The organism is Variovorax sp. YR634 (assembly GCF_900106655.1).
GTDB lineage: Bacteria > Pseudomonadota > Gammaproteobacteria > Burkholderiales > Burkholderiaceae_C > Variovorax.
In genome coordinates this window covers 191,222-213,016 of record NZ_FNOL01000003.1, presented here as the reverse complement: position 1 = coordinate 213,016, position 21,795 = coordinate 191,222, and the positions used below count along the sequence as shown (strand labels likewise).

Genomic DNA, 21,795 nt, shown 5'->3' with positions numbered 1-21,795 from the left:
GGTCATCGTGCGGAGCCGGGAGCTTCTCGTTGTGTTCGTTCGGCTTGTCTCGGCCGAGGCGGTCATTGTGTCTGCCGACGGGGCGGGGCGAGTCGGACAACACCGTCATCTGTCGTAGCGGGATCACTGGCGTACAAGACGCGGCGGTGTATGCGGCCATATCGTGCGGCGGTCTTGAACTTGTCCACATCCGATGCCGCAATCTTTTACGCCTCCTTTCACATCCTCCGGCCGCAGCGCGCTTGTGCAGGCACCGCCCTGGCACTACGCCGGCTGGCTCGTCAACGTAGCCTTCGAATTCGATGCCGCGCTTGGTGCGGCGCTGGTGCCGGCCGAGCTCGGCACGGCCACCGGCAAGGGCTGCGTCCACTTCGCCGACTGGCAGGCCTGTGGTGACGATGGCCGCGAGCTGCTCGACCCCGTGTACGCGCAGTACCGCGAGACCATCGTTGTGCTCGAAATCGCGGCAAAGCCGGGCGTTGGCGATGCGCGCTTGTGCTTCTATTGCCCGCTGATCTACGTGGACCAGGACATCTCGCTGCTGCGCGGCTGGCTCCAGGGCTGGCCCAAGAAGATCGGCCAGACCTGGCTTACGCGCAGCATGCCGCTGATCCATCCGGCGGCTGCGCCGTTGTCGGCCGGCAGCCAATTGGGCGCGAGCCTCAGCGTGAAGGAGCGACGGCTCGTCGACGCCTCGGTCACGCTGTCGGGCGAGAAGGCCGGGCGCCTGGGTTTTCTGGCGGCACCGACCATCGGCGTCATCGGCTGGCCCGACCTGACGCAGCCGGGCAGCGTGGCTGTGCCGCGCTATCTGCGCGCCGACATCATCGACCGCGTCGAGTCGGGCTGGGCCGGTGGCAGTGCCACGCTGCGGTTCCACGATCACCCGGTCGAAGAGCTGGCGCTGCTCGGCCCTGTGGACGCCACGACCGCCAGCGCCGGCTGGATGGGCATCACGGTGCGGGGGGCGCTACCCTTGGAGGGATGAACCCGCGTACAAGCTCACCCGCCTCGCATGTGATCGGCCTGCCGATGGAAGACGGCGCGCAGGTCGAGGCGATGTTCGCGGCCGACCCCAAGGCGCGCTTCGAGTTGCATTGGCATGCGGAGTGGAGCGTTGGCGCAATCCTTGAAGGCCGCTGCGAATTCACCTGCGCCGGCGAGCGGCAGGTGGCACAGGCGGGCGATCTGGTGCTGATGGCGCCCTTCATGCTTCACACCGCCGGCGTGAGCGCGCAGGGCTTTCGTATGGTGATGCTGTATGTGCCGCATGTCTGGGTTGGCGCGCGCTTCGGATGGCCGCAGGGCCAGCGGGGCGCGCTGCGCCGGAGCGTCTGGCAAGACGCGGCCATGGTCGACGCACTGGCTGTTGCAGCGCTGGCGGAAGACGGTGCGCAGGTCGGCCGGCTCCTGGAGCAGGTTCTTGGAGCGCAGACCAGCGGCGAACTGGTGGCGGTCGAACGGCATGCGGGCGACGCGCGCGTGGAGGCCGTCTGCGACGCGCTGGCGACCGAGGATGCCTGCCGCATCGACCCGGGCGGGCTGGCCCGGCGGCTGGGCATGTCGCGCGAGCACTTTCATCGCCTGTTCCGCGTGGCCGTCGGCGTGACGCCGGCGCACTATGCGCGGCTCGCGCGCATCGGCAGGGCCAAGGCGCTGCTGCGCGAGGGGTGCGCGGCGGCCGACGTGGCGGCGCAATGCGGCTTCACGGACCAGGCTCATTTCTCGCGCTGGTTCAGCCGCTGCTTCGGCGTGACGCCGGGCAACTACATGGCACGTACATAGCGCCCCGGCGGCATCCCGACATGCCGGGTGAACGCGACGTTGAATGTGCTTGCGGAGCTGTACCCCACGCGCTGCGCAACTTCGGCAATGCCAGCTTCCTTGCGCCGCAGCAGGTTCTTTGCCATGGCCATTCGCCAGGCAAGGAGGTATTCCATCGGCGCGACACCCACTGTGCGGCTGAAGCGCTCGAAGAACGTCGAGCGCGAGAGGGCCGCCTCTTTCGCCAGCTGCGCAACTGTCCAGGGCCGGGTCGGGCTTTCGTGCATCTGCCGGATTGCAACCGCGAGACGCGGATCGGCAAGCCCGCGAACGAGGCCTGGCGATGCCGCAGTTCCCGCAGTGGACCGGAGGGCTTCGATGAAAAGCACTTCGAGAAGGCGCGACAGGATGACGTCGCGCGCGGGCCGCTGCTCGCGGGACTCTTCCACCACCAGTTGCACGAGGGCAGCCAGCCGGCTCTCGTCGCGAACATGGATGAGTTCCGGCAGGAGCGTTACCAGCAGGGCCGCATCCGGCGAGCCGAAGACGCAATAGCCCACCAGCAAGCGAACGTCGGGCGGACCGCCTGGATTGCCATGGCGCGTTTCACCCTCGAGGAAGGAGACGGTCGACGGATCGATCCCTTCGGATGTCGTCGGCGCCTCGAGGCTCGACATCGTGAAGCCATGCGCCGAGGGAATCAGCACAAAGTCTTTCTCCTGGAGGGTGACCGGCTCCTGGCCGTCGACCTCGAGGCGGCACGACCCCTCGACGATCACGCAGTAGAAGGGCCGCCCGGCTTCCGAACGCCGGACGGTCCAGGAGCCCGCGCCGCTGACGATCTTGGAGAGCTGGGCACCCGGTTGAAGCAGCGAGACCACCTCAGTGAGCGGATCGATCATGGTCGGACTATTGAACGATAAATGCGGACGATGGATTGTAGAAAGTCCGGCCTGCAAAGCCTATCTTCTCGGTATTGCAACCACTGATGGAGTCCCCATTGAAGACCGTTCTGATCACCGGATGCTCGTCCGGCTTTGGCCTCGAGACCGCCAAGTACTTCCTCGAGCGCGACTGGAATGTCGTCGCCACGATGCGCACGCTACGCGAAGACGTTTTGCCCCGTTCCGATCGCCTGCGCGTGCTCGCGCTCGACGTCACCGACCCTGAAAGCATTCGCCAGGCCGTGGAGGCCGCGGGGCCAATCGACGTGCTGGTCAACAACGCAGGCATCGGATTGCTGGGCGTTCTCGAAGACAGCTCGATGGAGCTTGCCCGCGAAATCTTCGAGACGAACACGATGGGCACGCTGATGGTGACCCAGGCGGTGCTGCCTCAGTTCAGGCAACGCAGGGCAGGTGTCATCGTGAATGTATCGTCGAGCACCACGCTGAAGCCGCTCCCGATGCTTTCCGTGTACACCGCGAGCAAGGCGGCGGTCAACGCATTCAGCGAGTCGCTCGCGCTTGAACTCCGGCAGTTCAATGTGCGGGTGAACCTGGTCCTGCCCGGGCGGTCTCCCGAGACTCCCTTCAGCAAGAACGCACAGTCCCGCATGCAGGCGGGAATTCCGCAGGCGTACGCCGAGTTTGCGCAGGGCGTATTCACGGCAATGGGGCAATCGCCAGGGCCGGTCACGCACGCGCTGGATGTGGCGCAAGCTGTATGGCGCGCGGCGAATGACCCGTCGTGCCCGATCCGGATTCCCGCCGGCGCAGACGCCGTGGCGCTGGCCGAGGCGTTGACCTGACATCGGACGCTCGCGTTGGCAGCGCAACCCGCCCGCGAGTGCCAGCAAAAAACCAACACCGGCACCGATTTCAATCGGCAGGCAAGCAACTGTCTCGACCGATAAACGCGCCCGAAAACAGCAGCATCGTTACCAGCTGTTGTTCGTGAGCCTGTCGAACACATCTTGAGACCTGCCTGTGGGCATCGGCGCAAGCCGGGCGCTCGAAAAGGCGCCGCCCTCGAATCTCCTGAGAACCTGAACAACGCGCTGCGCCGGTCAGCCGGATCGGACCTGCGTTGTCAATCTCCTTCACTCTAGAACCAATGTAGGAATCTGCCCCGATTCAGCGGCCGAATTGAATGGGAAGTTCGCACATCTTGTTTCTCACGGAAGCAGAACGGATTGCGGTTTCGACGTACTTTTATTGCACTGCAGCATCAAAAAAACGGGCCTCCGGGCTCGTGGTTCGACAGGGTTCTTCGGTCAAGTCCCTTTCATCAATGGGCGATGTGCCGGCACGGTTGCCGGTGCGCGCCATCGACGTTTCAAGAGGTGGCTATGCGTGCGTCCAAACCGATTTCGTATCTGCTCTTTCGTCGCCCGGCGCGCATTGCCGGCACCATCGACCGCCGCGCCCGATCGCGGCCCGGTCGAAGTCGACAGAGGGGTTCATTCGTTCCCAAGCTGGCGGCCTACGCGCTGCTGGCTTTCGTGCTGTGGCTCATGATCGCGACCTTGATCCAGCCGCTGCTGTCCGCGCAGGCGACGCGGGCCGTCCTGGAGGCGCCCGTGGGACTGGTCACCTCGCCGATCAACGGCGTGGTGACGCAGATGGCGGTGCATACGCGCGACGCGGTGGTGCCGGGCTCCCTGGTGGCCACGGTGCGCAATCCCACGGTCAGCCAGGAGATCCTCACCACGCTGACAACGCAGCGTCTTGCCTTGCAAAGCCAGCTGTCGCAGCTGGGCAATCAGTTCAAGGCCGACAGCCAGGAGATGAGGTCCGTCGGGCAAGAGGCCCAGGTTCACCGCCAGGCTTCCCTGGCCCAGACATGGGACGCATGGCAAATTGCCCAGCGGCAGCGCGACGTGGCGCACAGCGTGGTGGCCGAGCAGGAGAACAAGGTCCGCACCAACGAGGCATTGCTGAAAGAGGGCGCCATCAGCGAGCAGGTGATGAACGCGGCCGAGGCCCAGCTGAGCACAGCGCGCGCCAACGCGGCGGTGGCCGAGCAGGCCTTTGCCGGGCAGGCGCAGACCGTGGTGAGCGCGGGGCAGGGCGCCTTCGTGGGCACCGGAGGCAGCAACCTGTTTCAGACGCTCTCGAGCCGGCGCGAAGCATTGCGCAACAGCATCGACCGCGCCCAGCAGGACGGCACCGCCATCTTCAAGCAGCTCAAGCAGATCACACAGCTTGAAGACGATGAGCGCCGCCGCGTCGAGAAGCTCGCCGCGTACCAGGTCACGGCCACCCAGCCGGGCCTGGTGCACACCGTGCTGGCGCCCGAGGGCGCGTACGTCACGGCCGGTGCCTCGCTGGTGCGCGTCACCGATTGCAGCCGGATCGGCGTCGTCGCGGTGTTTCCCGCGCGGCTGGCCAAGCGGTTGAGCATCGGCTCCATGCTCGACGTGAAGATCGGCGAGAACAGCACCGCGTTGCCTGCACGTGTCGAGCAATTGCTGCCCGAGGCTTCCGAGGCGCTGCAGAGCACGTACAGCGTGCCCTTCCCCTATGCCGAGCAGGGCTCCATCTATGCCGTGGCACGCATCGAGGACAGCGGGGTGCAACAGGCCGAATCCCGCAGGCAGAGTCTCTGCGTGCCGGGCAAGGTGGTCTCTGCAAGCCTCAAGACCTGAGCACGGGCACGTTGCGCTTCTTCTTCAAGAGAACGACATGCCGATCTCTGTTTTTTCCCGCGCATGGATGCGGTGCATGCGGTGCACCGTCGCATCGATGGCGCTGGCCTGCGCGGCAGCGGCGACTTCGGCGGCCCAGCCCGGCGCCACGCAGCAGGCGCTCGCACGTGACAGCTGCGACGGGTTGCGGCGCGCGGTCGCGCACGACCAGGCGGGCGTCGCGTCGGGGCCGTTGTTCCTCAACAGCTACAGGCCGACGGATGCCGGACAGGGCGAGCCGCCGTTCGAGCCCGCGCTGGCGGGCGCCGCCTTCACCTACGACAACGCATTGGCCGGCATCGCGCTGCTGGCCTGCGGCGACCGTGCCGCCGCCAGGCGCATCGGCGATGCCGTGGTGCGCGCCGTTGCGCACGACCAGAACTTCACCGACGGGCGCGTGCGCAACGCCTATCGTGCCGGGCCTGTCACCGAAGAAAAGCCCGCGCTGCCCGGCCGCTGGGACGCAGGCCGCAAGCAGTGGATTGCCGACGCCTACCAGGTGAGCACAGCCACCGGCAACGTGGCCTGGGCCGCGTTGCTCATGCTGAACCTGTTCCAGGCCGAGCCGTCGCCGGCCTATCTGGCGACCGCACGCAAGCTGCTGGCCTGGACCGAGCAGAACACGCGCGCCACGAACGGCGTGGATGGCTACAACGGCGGGCGCTACGGTTGGGACAACGCGCAGCGCGCCCAGACCTGGAAGTCCACCGAGCACAACATCGACATCGCCATGGCAGCCGCCTGGGCTGCGCGTGCCGCCGGCCAGCAGGGCGGGCCGGAGCAACGACAGGCGCGCACAGCGCTCGACTTCGTGGGACGCATGTGGAATCCGTCGGAGCAGCGTTTCAACATCGGCACCAAGGAAGACGGCGCGACCATCTCTACCGAGAGCTCAGGCCTGGATGCGCAACTGTGGCCGCTGCTGGCAGCGCCCGAGGGTTCCTGTGCCTGGGCCCGCGGGCTCGAATGGGTGGAGAAGCACCATCGCTTCGAGGCGGGCTACGGCTTCTCTCGCAATCCCGACGGCATCTGGACCGAAGGCAGCGCGCAGGCCGCCGCCACGCTGGTGGCGCGCACAGGCTCGGCGCCCGAGGCGCTGTGGCAATTGCTCGCATCGCAACGCGCCGGCAACGGCCTGTACTACGCAACGCCGAGTTCGCGCATTTCCACCGGCCTGGCCATCGGCCCTGACTCGGCCGGCGCGGACTTCTATTACTACCGCTGGCCGCACCTGGGGGCCACTGCGTGGATCGCCCTGGCTGCCACGGGTTTCAACCCCTTCACCGGCAAGACCGCCGCACCGGGAGTCATTCCATCATGTCCAGCCTGATCGCCACACCGGAATTCCAGCTCAACGCACTCGTCGCGGGGCTCGCGTTGCTCCTGATGACCTGGGCCAGGGTCGATCGCATCACCCATCGCGCGCTGTTCGGCGCGCTGACCGCGCTGCTGCTGCTGCGGTACGCGGCATGGCGCGTGGTCGCCACCATGCCGCCTTCGGACCTCGGCTTCGAAACACTGTTCGCCTGGGTGTTCCTTTGCTTCGAGATGACCGCCATCGTCTACACGCTGATGTCCATCCACATGCTGGTGAAGCGTCGCGACAACCAGCTATTGGCCGACCGGGGAGAGGCCCTGCTGCGTGCTCGCGGCGGGCAGGTGCCGGCGGTGGACGTCTTCATCTGCACGTACAACGAAGAGCTGGCCGTGCTGGAGAAGACCATCATTGCCGCCCAGGCCATCGACTACCCGCAGCTGAAGGTCTGGGTGCTCGACGACACCCGGCGCGACTGGCTGCGCGACTATTGCGAGCGCCGCGGCGTGCACTATGCGCGGCGGCCCGACAACAGCCACGCGAAGGCCGGCAACCTGAACAACGGGCTGCGCCTGTCGGCGGACGTGACCAATGCGCCGTACATCCTCGTGCTCGACGCAGACTTCGCGCCGCAGCGCGAGATCGTCTACCGCATGCTCGGGCTGTTCGGGGACCGCCGTGTCGGGCTGGTGCAGACGCCGCAGTTCTACTACAACGCCGATCCCATCCAGCACAACCTGCGCGCCACCGACAGCTGGGTCGACGAGCAGCGCGTGTTCTTCGACGTGCTGCAGCCGGCGAAGGACGCGGCGGATTCCGCCTTCTGCGTGGGCACGTCGTTCATCGTGCGGCGCGACCTGATCACTGCCGCGGGCGGCTTTCCGGTCGGCAGCGTGTGCGAAGACATCCACACCACCTACCTGCTGCTGCGGCACGGCCACGTCACGCGCTGGCTGGGCGAGCGGCTGTCGAACGGGTTATCGGCCGAGAGCATCGTCGACTACATCAACCAGCGCAGCCGCTGGTGCCTGGGCACGGTGCAGCTCGCCTTGCTGCCCGAAGGGCCGTTGCGCGGCAGCGGCTACAGCCTCTCGGCGCGGCTGCATTTTCTGCACGGGGTGCTGCATTGGCTCGGCAAGCCTTTCATGGCGTTGATCGTGCTGGCGCCGGTGCTGTACTGGTATGCCGGCGTCTCGGTCTTTCACGCCACGCCGCAGGCCTTCGCCGCCTACGGGCTGCCGCCGCTCATGATGTTCTGGGCCTACAGCTACTGGATCAGCCAGCGGCGCTGTCTGCCCGTGTTCAGCGAGGTGAGCCAGCTCGTGGCGGCGATGGCCGTCACCGGCACGCTGGCCAGCGCGATGCTGCGGCCCTTCGGTCGCCCGTTCAAGGTGACGGCCAAGGGGCTCGATCGCACCAGGACCGTCGTGCACTGGAAGCTGGTCGCCGTGTTCGGCGGGCTGCTGGTTGCGCTGCAGGGCGGGGGCGCATCGGCCGTGATGCGCGGTGCGGCGCTCACGCCCGGCGACGAGCTCAATCTCGTGTGGACCGGCATTGCGCTGATCCTCTGCCTGGGTGCGCTCATCGCCTGCATCGACCTGCCCCGGCCGGAGCAGGAGGAGCGCTTCCCCTGGCGCGCTCGCACCCGTATCCGCACCGCGGCGGGAGAGGGCGATTCGCGCTTCGTCAACATCGCTTCGGACGGCGCACTGATGGAGGGGGGTGGCTTGTTCAAGCGCCTGCACATCGGACAGCTGCTGGAGGTCTACATCGACCCCGTCGGCTGGCTACCGGCCCGCCTTGCTGGCCGCAGCCGTGCCGGCGCCGAACTGCGGTTTGCCGGCACCGAGGCGCAGCGCGAGCACCTGGTGAGCCACGTGTTCAATGTGCCTCCGAGCCACGTTGCCGTTCAGGTGCGGCCATGGCGGGCCGCGTCGGCGCTGCTCGCGAGCGCGGGCTTCCGGTCGCCCGAAGCAGGGTTCGTGCGCCTGAGCCTGCGGCTGTTCCTGCTGGTGCTGGCGGTTTGCATCCTGCTGGTGGTGAGCGGATGCAATTTCACGCCGCCGCTCAAGCAGCCCGACCTGTCGATGCCTTCGCAATGGCCGGCCGGCGCGACGCGGCCGGCCGCGGATCCCGTGGACTGGCGCGGCTTCGTGCAGGACGACGAACTGCGGGGGCTGATAACAACCGCGCTGGATCGCAACCGCGACCTGCGCGTCTATGCCGCGAAGGCACGCGAAGCGCGGGCCGTGTATGCCGGAAGCCGCGCCTCGCTGTTCCCGCCACTGGGACTGTCGGCCCATGCCCAACGCGCGCAGACCACGCCGCAGGGCTCGCTCAGCCCGGTCGGCAACCTGCCGTCCGACGGGAGCGTTTCCAACAGCTTCGACATCCAGGCCGGCGTGACCTCGTACGAGCTCGATTTCTTCGGCCGCCAGCAGAGCAGCGCGCAGCAAAGCGGCTCCCTGGCCGAGGCCGGCGACAAGGACTACGCGGCAGCGCGCATGAACCTGGTGGGCGAGGTGTCGAATGCCTACCTCACGTTGCGCGCAGACCGCGCCCTGCTGAGCCTGGCCGACACCAACGAGGCCGCGCTGAACGCCAATGCCGACATGATCGGACGCGCCAAGGCGGTCGGCGGTGCTGCGCAGCTGGACGTCTATCGCGCGCAATCGCTGTTGCAGAACGCCCGGGTGCGGCAGGAAGAGTTCCGCATGCGCGTCGCCCAGGATCTGCAGGGGCTGAACGTGCTGGTGGGCCAACCCGTGCCGCCGGACACGGGCGCCGCCCGGCCCTGGCCGCAGCGTTCCACCGCGCAGGTCGCGCCCGGGTTGCCCTCCAGCCTGCTGCAGCGTCGGCCCGACCTGCTGGCGGCCTATGCGCGCGTCGAAGCCGCCAATTCGGGCGTGGGCGCGGCCAAGGCCGCCATGCTGCCTACCATCTCGCTGACGGCCCTCACGGGCGGCGTCAGCCGGGAACTGTCGACGCTGCTGAATGGCAGCAACAGCAGCTGGGCCGGCGTGCTGGGCGTGTCGTTGCCCCTGTTCGACTGGGGGAGCCGGTCGGCCAACGTCAAGGGCAACGAAGCGCGGCTCGCGGCAGCAATGGCCTCTTACGAATCCGCGGCGCAAGTGGCTTTTCGCGAAACCGCCAACGCCCTGATTGCCGACGACCATCTGCTTCCGCAACTCGAGGCGCAGCAGGCACGCGTGCAGGCGCTCGAGAAGGTGGCCAGCATTTCGCGCACGCGCTTTCGCAGCGGCATGGAGGACTACTTCTCCAGCCAGGACGCGCAGCGCGAACTCTATGCCGAGCAGCAGCAGCTGATCGAACTGCAGCTCAAGGCGGCCGTGAACACGGTCAATCTGTACAAGGCCCTTGGAGGCGGATGGGGCAGTGCTGCTTAGGCGGGGGCTTGGCCGGGGGCGTCAGTAAGCCGCCTCGCCGCCCAGCAAGGCGCGCCGGGCGAGCAGGAAGGTCGCGGCGTTCCAGCTCTGCCCGGCCATGCCCATGGGCGCCAGCGTCCGGCCGTGGAACCACTCGGTGAAACGCCAGTCGTCGAGCGCGTTGACCTGCGCCAGCCGAACGAGCTCGGACCAGGCCTGTTCATGCAAGCCCAGCCTGGCGAGCGCCATCACCCAGAAGCCGCCCACGAAGGGCCAGATGCCACCGTTGTGGTACTGGTGCACGATGTTCTGCTGATGGCGCCCCATGTACGCCCGCCACAGCGGGTGCTGGCGCGACAGCGGATGCAGCACCACGCGCACGGGGTAGGGCTCGCCGGCATGCGCCTGCGTGATGGTGTCGACGATGCGATGTGCCATGGCCGAATCGGCCAGCCCGCTCTGAATGGCCAGCACGTTGCCGAACACGTCCCCCTCGTCGCCGACCACGGCCAGGTTGACGAAGCTGAGGTACAGGCCGGGGTCGCGCCGGCCGCGGCGCGCATAGTGCTGCAGCAGCCGGGCCCGGTGGTATTCGGGCAGGTCGCGCTGGAACGGATTGAACAGATGGTTGAAGTGGTGCTGCGTCGCCTCGGCATGGTCGAGCGCGTAGCGGCGCTTGACCTCATACCAGAGCGCGTTGCTGTACAGCACGTAGCCCGAGCGCGGCATGATGTCGGCCCAGTCGCTGGCCTCGTTCTGCTGCAGCAGCCGGAAGTGCTGGTGCTCCTGCGCCAGCAGCCAGTCGACCGCGCGGCTCACCTCGCGGGCCCAGTGCGACGGGCCGACCTGCCCATGGCGGCGCACGTGGTCCACGGCAATCAGCCACCACAGGGTGGCGTCGATGCAGCCCAGGTACCAGAAGTCGGCGTCGCGCCCTTCGGGGTCGACGTATTTGGGAATCTGCCCGTTGGCCGCCTGTTGCGCCGCGAGCGCGTCGAGGCTGTCCACCGCACCCTGTTCCAGCGCGGGCACGCCGCTGCCGCACATCGCGATCACGCATATCGCAGCGTCGCGTCCGAAGATTCGCGTGTAGCGCCGCGCCTCGGCGGCCTCGGTCCGAAGCGCCGCGAGGATGCCGTGCGGCGTCAGGTTTCGTTCCAGAAGCGCGAGAGAAGCCTGCGAGCAGGTGTCGAGCAATGCGAGCGCGGGGGCATCAAGGTCGGTCATGAACACACATCGTGGCCTGGGGCTGTCTTTTTATCACCCGCCGGCGTGCGCACCGGCGGGCGACTCGGGCAACTCTCCGACACGGCGAGGCGGCGCAGACCGTAACCGCGGCATGCCGCACGCCTGCAAATTGACGCAGGCCATGCGAGAACCGAAGTCGGTCTTCGAACAACAGTTCCGCAGGCCTTCAACAGGAGCGCCGGTGCAGTCGAACCATTCACTCCAGAGCGAGCGAGACGCTTATCTTTTCCCCGAGGGAACCCACTCCCGCCTGTACGACCTGCTGGGTTGCCACCCTCTGGAAGAGGGCGGCGCACGGTTCGCGGTGTGGGCGCCGAATGCGGAGTCCGTCTCGGTGGTCGGCGACTGGAACTACTGGTCCGGCGACGCCGACCCGCTGGCACCGAGTCCCGACGGCACGGGCATATGGCAAGGGCAGGTTTCCCATGCCGCGATCGGCCAGGCGTACAAGTACCGCATCCGTTCCCGCCATGGCAGCTACACAGTCGACAAGGCCGACCCTGTCGCCTTCAGCGCGGAGCCGCCGCCCGCCACTGCATCGCGCATCTGCGAACTTTCTTACGAATGGGGTGACGCCGAGTGGATGGCGACGCGCGGGCCGCGCAATGCGCTGGACGCCCCCATGTCGGTCTACGAGGTGCACCTGGGCTCGTGGCGGCGCCGCGATGGGTTGTTTCTCGACTACCGCGAGATGGCGCACCAGCTTGCCGCCTACGTGAACGAGATGGGCTTCACGCACGTGGAGCTCATGCCCGTGACCGAGCATCCCTTCTACGGTTCGTGGGGCTACCAGACCACCGGCTACTTCGCGCCCACCGCGCGCTTCGGGTCGCCGCAGGACTTCATGTACCTCGTCGACCACCTGCACCAGCAGGGCATTGGCGTGTTGCTCGACTGGGTGCCCTCGCACTTTCCGACCGACGAGCACGGGCTCGGGTACTTCGACGGCACGCATCTCTACGAACACGCCGATCCGCGCCAGGGCTTTCATCCGGAGTGGAACTCCAGCATCTTCAACTACGGCCGGCCCGAGGTGCGCAGCTTCCTGGTGTCGTCGGGGCTGTTCTGGCTGAACGTGTACCACCTCGACGGGCTGCGCGTGGACGCCGTCGCGTCGATGCTGTATCTCGACTACGCGCGAGAGCACGGCGAGTGGATTCCCAACCGCCACGGCGGCCGCGAGAACCTGGAGGCCATCGACTTCCTCCAGACGCTGAACCGTGCCGTGTACCGCGAGCACCCCGACACGATCACGGTGGCCGAGGAATCGACCGCGTGGCCGCGCGTGTCACGGCCCACCGACATGGACGGCCTGGGCTTCGGCGAGAAATGGAACATGGGCTGGATGCACGACGTGCTGGCCTACATGAAGCAGGAGCCGGTCCACCGCAAGTACCACCATCACAAGCTGACCTTTGCGCTGGTGTACGCCTTCCACGAGAACTTCGTGCTGCCGCTCTCGCACGACGAGGTGGTGCACGGCAAGGGCTCGCTGCTCAACAAGATGCCCGGCGACGCCTGGCAGCAGTTCGCCAACCTGCGCGCGTTGTACGGTTTCATGTGGGCGCATCCGGGGAAGAAGCTGCTCTTCATGGGCGGCGAGTTCGGCCAGCGGCGCGAGTGGACGCACGACGGCGAGCTCGAATGGTGGGTCTGCGAACAGGAAGGGCACCGCGGCCTGCAGCGCCTCGTGGCCCAGCTCAATCGCGTCTACCGCGGTGCGCCCGCGCTCCACCAGGTCGACTTCTCGTCCTCGGGGTTCGAGTGGGTCGCGGCCGACGATGCCGACACCAGCGTGTTCGCCTTCTTGCGCAAGGCGAGTGACGGCAGCCCGCCCTTGCTGGCGGTGAGCAACATGACCCCTGTGCCGCGCACCAACTACCTGCTCGGCGTGCCGCTGGGCGGCCACTGGCGCGAGCTGATCAACACCGACGCGGCGGAGTTCGGCGGGGCGGGCTGGGGCAATTTCGGGGGCGTCGAAGCGGCGCCCGTGCGTTCCCACGGCCGCAGGCAATCGGTGTGCATCACCTTGCCGCCGCTGTCCACGCTGATCCTGGAGCACCGTCCCTGATGAAGAACATTTTCTCGACCAAGCCCGCCCCCGCAGCGGCCGGGACCGACATCGACTTCGACGACGGCGCGGTCCGCGCGGTCATCGATGCCGTGCTGCCGTGCGTGGACAACGGTCGCTTCCCTGTGAAGTGCGTGGCCGGCGAGCGGGTGCGGGTTCGCGCTCATTGCTTCACCGACGGGCACGACGTGCTGCGCGTGCAGCTGTGCTGGCGCGCGCACGACCAAGCCCAGGCCCAGGCCGCATTCCGCGAAGTGCCGATGAAGCCGCTCGGCAACGACGTGTGGGAGGCCGTGTTCTCGCCGCCATCGATCGGGCGCTATGTCTATACCGCAGTCGCCTGGGTGGACCCGTTCGAGTCGTGGCGCAGCGAGATGACGCGGCGCGTCGACCCCGATGACGTGCGCATTGCCGCGCAGGTCGGTGCGCTGGAAATCGCTGCCGCCGCCGCGCGCGCCGAAGGTGCCGACCGCACCGCGTTGAACCGCTGGGCCACCGAGCTCGATGCCGTGGCGGCCAGCCCCGCGTACGACGTCGTCTCGCTGAAGGCCCTGGCGCTCGACGACGAGTACGCCGAGCTGGCGCGCCGCCATCCAGACCGCCGGCATCAGGTGCGCCACCCGGTCGAGCTGCCGCTGGTGGCCGACCGCGAGCGCGCGCGCTTCAGTACCTGGTACGAGCTGTTCCCGCGCTCGACCGGCCCCGCGCCCGGCGTGCACGGCACCTTCAGGGACGTGGAGGCGCGCCTGCCGGCCATCGCCGCCATGGGCTTCGACGTGCTGTACTTTCCGCCGATCCACCCCGTCGGCCGCGAGCAGCGCAAGGGCCCCAACAACGCGCTCGAAGCCGGTCCCGGCGACGTGGGAAGCCCGTGGGCCATCGGTGCGGCCGAAGGCGGGCACAAGTCGATCCTTCCGGAGCTCGGCACCGAAGAAGACTTCAGGCACCTGCTCGCACGCGCGGCGGAGCACGGCCTGGAGATCGCGCTGGACATCGCCTTCCAGTGCGCGCCTGACCACCCCTATGTGAAGGCGCACCCCGACTGGTTCCGCTGGCGCCCCGACGGCAGCGTGCAGTACGCCGAGAACCCGCCCAAGAAGTACCAGGACATCTATCCCTTCAACTTCGAGTGCGAAGACTGGCGCGGCCTCTGGGCCGAACTCAAGAGCGTGTTCGACCACTGGATCGCGCAGGGCGTGCGCATCTTCCGCGTGGACAACCCCCACACCAAGGCCTTTCCGTTCTGGGAGTGGGCCATCGGCGAGGTGAAGCGCGTGCACCCCGACGTGATCTTCCTGGCCGAAGCCTTCACGCGGCCGAAAGTGATGCACCGGCTCGCGAAGCTGGGCTTCTCGCAGTCGTACACCTACTTCACCTGGCGCAACACGAAGGAGGAGTTGCAGGAGTACTTCACCGAGCTCTCGAGCGGCCCCGGCGTCGACTACTTCCGACCCAACGCTTGGCCCAACACGCCCGACATCCTGCACGAGCAGCTGCAGGACGGCGAGCCCGCCATGTTCATGTCGCGGCTGGTGCTGGCCGCCACGCTCGCAGCCAACTACGGCATGTACGGGCCGGCCTATGAGCTGCTCGAGCACCTGCCGCGTGGACCCGGCAGCGAGGAATACCTTGATTCCGAGAAATACCAGCTGCGCCACTGGAACCACGACGACCCCGCAAGCCTCGCCCCCTTCATCGCGCGGGTGAACCACATCCGCCGCGAGAACCCGGCGCTGCACCGGGACAGGGGCCTGCGCTTCCTGCACATCGACAACGACCAGTTGCTGGCCTATGCCAAGGAATCGCCCGACGGCGACAACGTGATCGTCACCGTGGTCAACCTCGATCCGCACAACATGCAGTCGGGCTGGCTCGGGCTGGAACCCGGCAGCGTGGGCGTGCCGGCCGGGCGCAGCTTCCAGATGCACGACCTGCTCAGCGGCCAGCGCTTCACCTGGCAGGGCGACTGGCACTACGTGCGGCTCGATCCCCACAGCGTGCCCGCGCACATCTTCGTGGTCCGTCGCCGCCACGGCGACGAGCGCGACTTCGATTACTTCCTGTGAGGTCGCCTGCCCATGAACGCACCCGTCTCCCACATCGCACTAGAGACCGTCGAGATCGATACCAGCGACGATCCGCTGTGGTATCGCGACGCGGTGATCTACCAGCTCAACGTCAAGGCCTTCTTCGACTCCAACAACGACGGCATGGGCGACTTCAAGGGCGTTACCGCCAAGCTCGACTACGTGAAGGAGCTGGGCGTCAACACCATCTGGCTGATGCCGTTCTATCCCTCGCCGCTGCGCGACGACGGCTACGACATCTCCGGCTACGAAGATGTGCACCCGCAGTACGGCACGCTCGACGACTTCCGCGAGATGCTGGCCGAGGCGCACAAGCGGGGCCTGCGCGTGATCACCGAACTGGTCATCAACCACACATCGAACGAGCACCCGTGGTTCAAGGCCGCGCGTCTTGCGCCGCCCGGTTCGCCCGAGCGTGACTTCTATGTGTGGAGCGACACCGACCAGCTCTACCAGGGCACGCGGATCATCTTCACCGACACCGAGACCTCGAACTGGACCTGGGACCCGGTGGCCAAGCAGTACTTCTGGCACCGCTTCTTCAGCCACCAGCCCGACCTGAACTTCGACAACCCGAAGCTGATGGAGGCGATCCTGAAGACCATGCGCTTCTGGCTCGACATGGGCGTGGACGGCTTCCGGCTCGACGCCATTCCCTATCTGGTTGAGCGCGACGGCACCAGCAACGAGAACCTGCCCGAGACCCACGCGGTGATCAAGCAGCTGCGCGCGGCCATCGACGCCGAGTACAAGAACCGCTTCCTGCTGGCCGAAGCCAACATGTGGCCGGAAGACGTGCGCGAGTATTTCGGCGATGGCGACGAGTGCCACATGGCGTATCACTTCCCATTGATGCCGCGCATGTACATGGCCATCGCGCAGGAAGACCGACACCCCATCGTCGAGATCATGGCGCAGACGCCCGACATTCCCGAGGGCTGCCAGTGGGCCATCTTCCTGCGCAACCACGACGAGCTCACGCTCGAGATGGTGACCAGCAAGGAGCGCGACTACATGTACACCATGTACGCGGCCGACATGCGCGCGCGCATCAACCTGGGCATTCGCAGGCGCCTGGCGCCGCTGATGGAGAACGACCTCGACCGTGTGAAGCTCATGAACGGCATGCTGCTGTCGATGCCGGGCTCGCCGATCATTTACTACGGCGACGAGATCGGCATGGGCGACAACGTATTCGTGGGCGACCGCAACGGCGTGCGCACGCCCATGCAATGGAGCCCCGACCGCAACGCCGGCTTCTCGCGTGCCGACCCGCAGCGCCTGTACCTGCAGCCGATCATGGACCCGATGTTCGGCTACGAGGCGCTCAACGTCGAGACGCAGGCGCGCGACAGTAGCTCGCTGCTGAACTGGACCAAGCGCATGCTCGCCGTACGCAAGACCAGCCATGCCTTCGGGCGCGGCAGGCGGCGCTTCCTGAAGCCGGGCAACCGAAAGATCCTGGCCTACCTGAGCGAGTACGACAGCGACGTGATCCTCACGGTGTTCAACCTGTCGCGCGCCGCGCAACCGGTGGAACTCGACCTGTCGGAGTTCAAGGGATTCGTGCCAATCGAGATGCTGGGCCGCGCGCCGTTCCCGCCCATCGGCGAGCTGCCATACCTGCTCACGCTGGCCTCGTACGGCTTCTACTGGTTCAAGCTCACGGCAGAGGCCGACGCGCCGAGCTGGCACGAGCAGGGCGTGGCGCTGCAGGAGTGGCCCACGCTGGTGCTCTTCGACGGCTGGACCAGCTTCTTCCGCGACCGCGTGATGCCTTGGCGCATCGGCATGTCAGAGCGCATGCGCAACCAGTTCGAGCTGGAGACGCTGCCGCGCCACATCGAGATCCAGCGCTGGTACGCCTCCAAGGGCACAGCCATCCAACGCGCACGGCTGTTCGACCACGCCGTGTGGGACGTGAATGGCCTGAGCTGGATGCTGTCGCTGCTCGACCTCGAAGGCCCGGCCGGGGGCGCCACCTACTTCATGCCGCTTGCGCTGGCCTGGGAAGAGCGAGACGAGGAGCGCATGGCCGGCGTGGCGCAGGCCGCGCTCGCCAAGGTGCGGCAGCAGGCGCAGGTGGGCCTGATGGGCGATGCCTTCTACGACGAGGCCTTCTGTCGCGCGCTGGTGCACGCCATCGCCAGCGGCACCGAGCTGCCGACGCTGAATGGCAAGCTGGTCTTCAGGCCGACGGCCGTCTTCGCGGAGATCGCCGCCGACATCGACATAGACGCGCTGCCCGTCGGCCGCCCGAGCGGCGTGAGCAGCAACACCGTGGTCACGCTGGACGAGACCCTGTTCCTCAAGGGCTACCGTCACGTGCGCGAAGGCATCAACCCCGAGCTGGAGATGGGCCGCTTCCTGACCGAGGTGGCGCGCTACCCGCATTGCGTGCCGGTGCTCGGCGCGCTCGAGTACATGACCAACGACGGGCGCACGATGACGCTCGCGATGGTGCAGAGCTACATGGCCAACCAGGGCGACGGCTGGGACTACACGCTCGGCTACCTGGAACGCTTCCTGCGCGATGTGGCCACCACCGACGGTGACATGCCCGACGTGTCCGCGGTGCACGGCGGTTTCCTCGCACTCATGGCCACGCTGGGGCGGCGCACTGCCGAGTTGCACCGCGCGCTCGCCATGCGCACCGGCTCGGCCGCCTTCGACCCCGAGCCGCTGGCCGCCGCCGATTTCGCCGGCTTCAAGACGCATGCGGCGAACGACGCCACGACCACGCTCGCGTTGTTGCGCGAACGGCTCGACCTGCTGCCGTCCACCGCGCAGGCCGATGCGCGCAACCTGCTGGAAGCGGCCGATGCGCTGCACGCCGGCATCCAGGCGCGGCACCCGGTGGAAGGCGGCGGCATCAAGAGCCGCTACCACGGCGACTACCACCTGGGCCAGGTGCTGGTGAAGGACAACGACTTCGTCATCATCGACTTCGAGGGCGAGCCTGCCCGCAGCTTCGAGGAGCGCCGCGCCAAGAGCTCGCCCCTGCGCGACGTGGCGAGCATGCTGCGCTCGTTCAACTACGCCCGCTGGTCGGCGCTGCGCCGGGTGGCGCAGAGCACTGACGAAGCCGAGCGGCTGGCCGCGCCGGCCATCGCCTGGGAGCAGGCGACGCGCGGCGCCTTCCTGGCCGGCTACGGCGCCGCGCTGGCGCCGCCCGACGGCGCGCCGCTCGATGCCGAACTGCTCTCGCTGTTCGAACTCGACAAGGCCCTCTACGAGCTGCGCTACGAGCTCGGCAACCGCATCGAATGGGCGCAGGTTCCGCTGCACGGCGTGCTCGCGCTGATCCAGCCGACCCGCGCCTGAAGCCACTGACGCCACCCCCTTACCGGAAGACACACCATGGAAAATTTCGGCATTCACCTGGAGCCGCTGCGCGCCATCCTCTACCAGGTCGGCGCCTTCATTCCGCGCCTGCTGATCGGGCTGGTGGTGGTATTCGTCGGCTGGCTGGTCGCCAAGGCGGCCCGCTTCGCGGTGACGAAGGCGCTGCGCGCAATCAACTTCAACGTGCTCACCGAACGCGCCGGCCTCGACAACTTCCTGCGCCAGGGCGGGCTGGCGGGGGACACCAGCAGCCTGTTCGGCATCCTGACGTACTGGCTGGTGATCCTGGCTTCGCTGCTCATCGCCTTCAACGGCATGGGGCTGAGCTACATCGCCGATCTGCTGGGCCGCATCGTCTGGTTCGTGCCGAACGTGTTCGTGGCGCTGCTGGTGCTGGCCTTCGGCTCCTACTTCGCGCGCTTCGTGGGCGAAGCGGTGGGCAGCTACTTCCGCGGCGTGAAGATGCAGGACGCGGTGCTCTTCGGCAAGGTTGCGCAGTACGCGGTGATGGCCTTCGTGATTCTCATCGCGCTCGACCAGATCAAGGTGGGCGGCGACATCGTGCGCGAGAGCTTCCTCGTGATTCTGGCGGGCGTGGTTTTTGCGTTGGCCCTGGCATTCGGGCTGGCCGGCAAGGATTGGGCAAAAGCCCAGATCGAGCGCTGGTGGCCGCGGCAGATCAAGGACGCCAAGGCATCGCCGAGCGTGACCACCGTCGGCAGCAGCAGTCCCACGCGTTTCGACAACGACCGTCCACCCCGCTGAACGCACCCGAATGACACGAAAAACCAATCCGACGATCAACGCCGTGTGGCCCGGCCGGCCCTATCCCCGTGGTGCGACCTGGGACGGGGAGGGCGTCAACTTCGCCTTGTTCTCGCAGCACTCGGACAAGGTCGAGCTCTGCCTGTTCGACGAGCGCGGCCGCCAGGAGCTGCAGCGCATCCTGATGCGCGAGCGCACGGACGGCGTATGGCACTGCTACCTGCCCGAGGCGCGCCCCGGGCAGGCCTACGGCTACCGCGTGCATGGGCCCTACAAGCCCGAGGAGGGGCATCGCTTCAACGCCCACAAGCTGCTGGTCGACCCGTACGCCAAGGACCTGGTGGGCGACCTGCGCTGGGGCGATGCGCTCTACGGCTACACCGTGGGCAGCAAGCGCGAAGACCTCTCCTTCGACCGCCGCGACAGCGCACCGCTGATGCCCAAGGGCCGCGTGCTCGAAACAGCCTTCACCTGGGGCGACGACCGCCGTCCCTCGGTGCCGTGGCAGGACATGGTGATCTACGAGATGCACGTGCGCGGCTTCACCATGACGCACCCCGACGTGCCGCCCGGGCTGCGCGGCACCTATGCCGCACTCGGCTGCGCGCCGGTGGTCGACTACCTCAAGCGCCTGGGCGTGACCACGGTCGAGCTGCTGCCCGTGCACAGCTTCCTCAACGACCGGCACCTGGCCGAGAAGGGCCTGCAGAACTACTGGGGCTACAACACGCTGGCCTACTTTGCTCCCGAGATGCGCTACAGCGCCTCGGGCAAGGTGAAGGAGTTCAAGACCATGGTGAAGACGCTGCACTCGGCGGGCATCGAGGTGATCCTCGACGTGGTCTACAACCACACCTGCGAAGGCAACCAGCTCGGGCCCACGCTGTCGATGCGCGGCGTGGACAACGCCTCGTACTACATCGCCAACGCCGAGAACCGCCGCTACTACGACGACTTCACGGGCTGCGGCAACACCGTGAACCTGGAGCATCCGCACGCGCTGCAGCTGGTGATGGACTCGCTGCGCTACTGGGCCGAGGAGATGCACGTCGACGGCTTCCGCTTCGACCTGGCCTCGGCGCTGGCACGCGAGGCCGGCAAGGTCGAGAACCTCGGCGGCTTCTTCGATGCGATCCGCCAGGACCCGACGCTCAACCGCGTGAAGCTCATCGCCGAGCCCTGGGACCTGGGCCACGGCGGCTATCAGGTCGGCAACTTCCCGCTCGGCTGGGCGGAGTGGAACGACCAGTACCGCGACGGCCTGCGCGGCTTCTGGAAAGGCGACGGCGGGCTCATTGGCGAAGTGGCCAAGCGCGTCACAGGTTCCGAGGACCTGTACGGCTGGTCGGGCAAGCGGCCCAGCGCCAGCATCAACTTCATCACCGCGCACGACGGCTTCACGCTGCACGACCTGGTCTCCTACAACGACAAGCACAACGAAGCCAACGGCGAGGACAACCGCGACGGCAACAGCCACAACGTCTCATGGAACTGCGGCGTCGAGGGCCCCACCGACGACCCTGAAGTTGTGGCCCTGCGCGAGCGCCAGAAGCGCAACCTGCTGGCCACGCTGCTGCTGTCGCAGGGCGTTCCGATGCTGCTGGCGGGCGACGAGCGCGGCCACACGCAGCAGGGCAACAACAACGTCTACTGCCAGGACAACGAGCTCGGCTGGATCGACTGGACCTCCACGCCCGAGCGGCTGGCGCTCGCGACTTTCGTCGAGCGCATGGTGGCGCTGCGCCGCGCGCATCCTTCGTTTCGGCGCCGCACCTTCTTCGCGGGCAGGCCCGCAGAAGGCGAGACCGTGACCGACGTTCACTGGCTCAAGCCCGACGGGCAGGAGATGCGGCCGGAAGACTGGAACGACGCCAACGCACGCTGCATCGCGATGTACATCCCCGGCGGCGGCATTGCCGACCGCGGGCCGCGCGGCGAGGTGCAGCACGACGACGACTTTCTCGTGCTGCTCAATGCACACCACGACGAGATCGCCTTCACGCTGCCGCCGATGCCGCACGGCGCGTGGCGCTTGCTGGTCGATACGGCCAGCAGCACGCCGCCGCTCGCCACCGAGGACGCAGCCGCGCTCGCCCCGGCATGGGCGCAGCCCAGCTATCCACTTCAATGCCGCTCGCTCGTGGTGCTGAGCCGGCCGGATGTGCGGCCATGAGCGCAGCGCCGGG

13 protein-coding genes are annotated in these 21,795 nt (G+C 67.4%); 11 read left to right on the top strand and 2 right to left on the bottom strand.

Annotation, left to right across the window (positions count from 1 at the left end):
- Positions 1 to 193: 193 nt before the first annotated feature.
- Together BLV60_RS07680 and BLV60_RS07675 are read left to right on the top strand one after the other, a co-directional pair.
- On the top strand, positions 194 to 988 hold the full coding sequence (locus BLV60_RS07680; protein WP_093052448.1) for an acetoacetate decarboxylase family protein: 795 nt from the start codon (positions 194 to 196) through the stop codon (positions 986 to 988).
- Entirely contained in the window at positions 985 to 1,785 is an 801-nt protein-coding gene (locus BLV60_RS07675) for a helix-turn-helix transcriptional regulator (RefSeq protein WP_093052445.1), read from the top strand. The genes BLV60_RS07680 and BLV60_RS07675 overlap by 4 nt, the downstream gene beginning before the upstream one ends.
- Here BLV60_RS07675 and BLV60_RS07670 read toward each other — a convergent pair.
- Entirely contained in the window at positions 1,767 to 2,666 is a 900-nt protein-coding gene (locus BLV60_RS07670; protein ID WP_093052442.1) for an AraC family transcriptional regulator, read from the bottom strand. The genes BLV60_RS07675 and BLV60_RS07670 overlap by 19 nt on opposite strands.
- Positions 2,667 to 2,764: 98 nt before the next feature.
- On the opposite strand from BLV60_RS07670, the gene BLV60_RS07665 reads away from it, so the two are divergent.
- The 4 genes from BLV60_RS07665 (at position 2,765) to BLV60_RS07650 (ending at position 10,114) form a co-directional block, all read left to right on the top strand.
- Positions 2,765 to 3,514: an SDR family oxidoreductase gene (locus BLV60_RS07665; protein ID WP_093052439.1), complete on the top strand. Its 750-nt coding sequence runs from the start codon at positions 2,765 to 2,767 to the stop codon at positions 3,512 to 3,514.
- A gap of 540 nt (positions 3,515 to 4,054) precedes the next feature.
- Positions 4,055 to 5,353 (top strand): HlyD family secretion protein, encoded by a 1,299-nt coding sequence (locus BLV60_RS07660; RefSeq protein ID WP_093052436.1) that lies wholly within the window; start codon positions 4,055 to 4,057, stop codon positions 5,351 to 5,353.
- 37 nt (positions 5,354 to 5,390) lie between these two features.
- Positions 5,391 to 6,722: a hypothetical protein gene (locus tag BLV60_RS07655; RefSeq protein ID WP_093052433.1), complete on the top strand. Its 1,332-nt coding sequence runs from the start codon at positions 5,391 to 5,393 to the stop codon at positions 6,720 to 6,722.
- On the top strand, positions 6,710 to 10,114 hold the full coding sequence (locus tag BLV60_RS07650) for an efflux transporter outer membrane subunit (RefSeq protein ID WP_093052430.1): 3,405 nt from the start codon (positions 6,710 to 6,712) through the stop codon (positions 10,112 to 10,114). Before BLV60_RS07655 ends, BLV60_RS07650 begins: the two co-directional genes overlap by 13 nt.
- A 21-nt stretch (positions 10,115 to 10,135) precedes the next feature.
- On the opposite strand, the gene BLV60_RS07645 is transcribed toward BLV60_RS07650, so the two are convergent.
- Positions 10,136 to 11,320, bottom strand: a complete 1,185-nt coding sequence (locus BLV60_RS07645; protein WP_093052427.1) for an amylo-alpha-1,6-glucosidase — start codon at positions 11,318 to 11,320, stop codon at positions 10,136 to 10,138.
- A 202-nt stretch (positions 11,321 to 11,522) separates the two neighbouring features.
- Between BLV60_RS07645 and glgB the strand changes: the two genes are divergently transcribed.
- The 5 genes from glgB to glgX are packed head-to-tail and all read left to right on the top strand — an operon-like array spanning position 11,523 to position 21,782.
- On the top strand, positions 11,523 to 13,412 hold the full coding sequence (glgB, locus tag BLV60_RS07640) for a 1,4-alpha-glucan branching protein GlgB (RefSeq protein ID WP_093052424.1): 1,890 nt from the start codon (positions 11,523 to 11,525) through the stop codon (positions 13,410 to 13,412).
- Complete coding sequence (locus BLV60_RS07635) at positions 13,412 to 15,478, top strand: alpha-1,4-glucan--maltose-1-phosphate maltosyltransferase (protein WP_093052421.1); 2,067 nt, start codon at positions 13,412 to 13,414, stop codon at positions 15,476 to 15,478. The genes glgB and BLV60_RS07635 overlap by 1 nt, the downstream gene beginning before the upstream one ends.
- 12 nt (positions 15,479 to 15,490) lie before the next feature.
- On the top strand, positions 15,491 to 18,823 hold the full coding sequence (gene treS, locus BLV60_RS07630; protein WP_093052418.1) for a maltose alpha-D-glucosyltransferase: 3,333 nt from the start codon (positions 15,491 to 15,493) through the stop codon (positions 18,821 to 18,823).
- Between the two features lie 36 nt (positions 18,824 to 18,859).
- Positions 18,860 to 19,609 carry a mechanosensitive ion channel family protein gene (locus BLV60_RS07625; protein WP_093052415.1) on the top strand — a complete coding sequence of 250 codons (750 nt, stop codon included), beginning with the start codon at positions 18,860 to 18,862 and terminating at the stop codon, positions 19,607 to 19,609.
- Positions 19,610 to 19,619: 10 nt separating this feature from the next.
- On the top strand, positions 19,620 to 21,782 hold the full coding sequence (glgX, locus tag BLV60_RS07620) for a glycogen debranching protein GlgX (protein ID WP_093052412.1): 2,163 nt from the start codon (positions 19,620 to 19,622) through the stop codon (positions 21,780 to 21,782).
- Positions 21,783 to 21,795: the final 13 nt, after the last annotated feature.

Bases quoted from the DNA above. Each gene is read 5' to 3' on its own strand.
- BLV60_RS07680 (WP_093052448.1), top strand. From the start codon at position 194: ATGCCGCAATCTTTTACGCCTCCTTTCACATCCTCCGGCCGCAGCGCG.
- BLV60_RS07675 (WP_093052445.1), top strand. From the start codon at position 985: ATGAACCCGCGTACAAGCTCACCCGCCTCGCATGTGATCGGCCTGCCG.
- BLV60_RS07670 (WP_093052442.1), bottom strand. From the start codon at position 2,666: ATGATCGATCCGCTCACTGAGGTGGTCTCGCTGCTTCAACCGGGTGCC.
- BLV60_RS07660 (WP_093052436.1), top strand. From the start codon at position 4,055: ATGCGTGCGTCCAAACCGATTTCGTATCTGCTCTTTCGTCGCCCGGCG.
- BLV60_RS07655 (WP_093052433.1), top strand. From the start codon at position 5,391: ATGCCGATCTCTGTTTTTTCCCGCGCATGGATGCGGTGCATGCGGTGC.
- BLV60_RS07650 (WP_093052430.1), top strand. From the start codon at position 6,710: ATGTCCAGCCTGATCGCCACACCGGAATTCCAGCTCAACGCACTCGTC.
- BLV60_RS07645 (WP_093052427.1), bottom strand. From the start codon at position 11,320: ATGACCGACCTTGATGCCCCCGCGCTCGCATTGCTCGACACCTGCTCG.
- BLV60_RS07635 (WP_093052421.1), top strand. From the start codon at position 13,412: ATGAAGAACATTTTCTCGACCAAGCCCGCCCCCGCAGCGGCCGGGACC.
- treS (WP_093052418.1), top strand. From the start codon at position 15,491: ATGAACGCACCCGTCTCCCACATCGCACTAGAGACCGTCGAGATCGAT.
- BLV60_RS07625 (WP_093052415.1), top strand. From the start codon at position 18,860: ATGGAAAATTTCGGCATTCACCTGGAGCCGCTGCGCGCCATCCTCTAC.
- glgX (WP_093052412.1), top strand. From the start codon at position 19,620: ATGACACGAAAAACCAATCCGACGATCAACGCCGTGTGGCCCGGCCGG.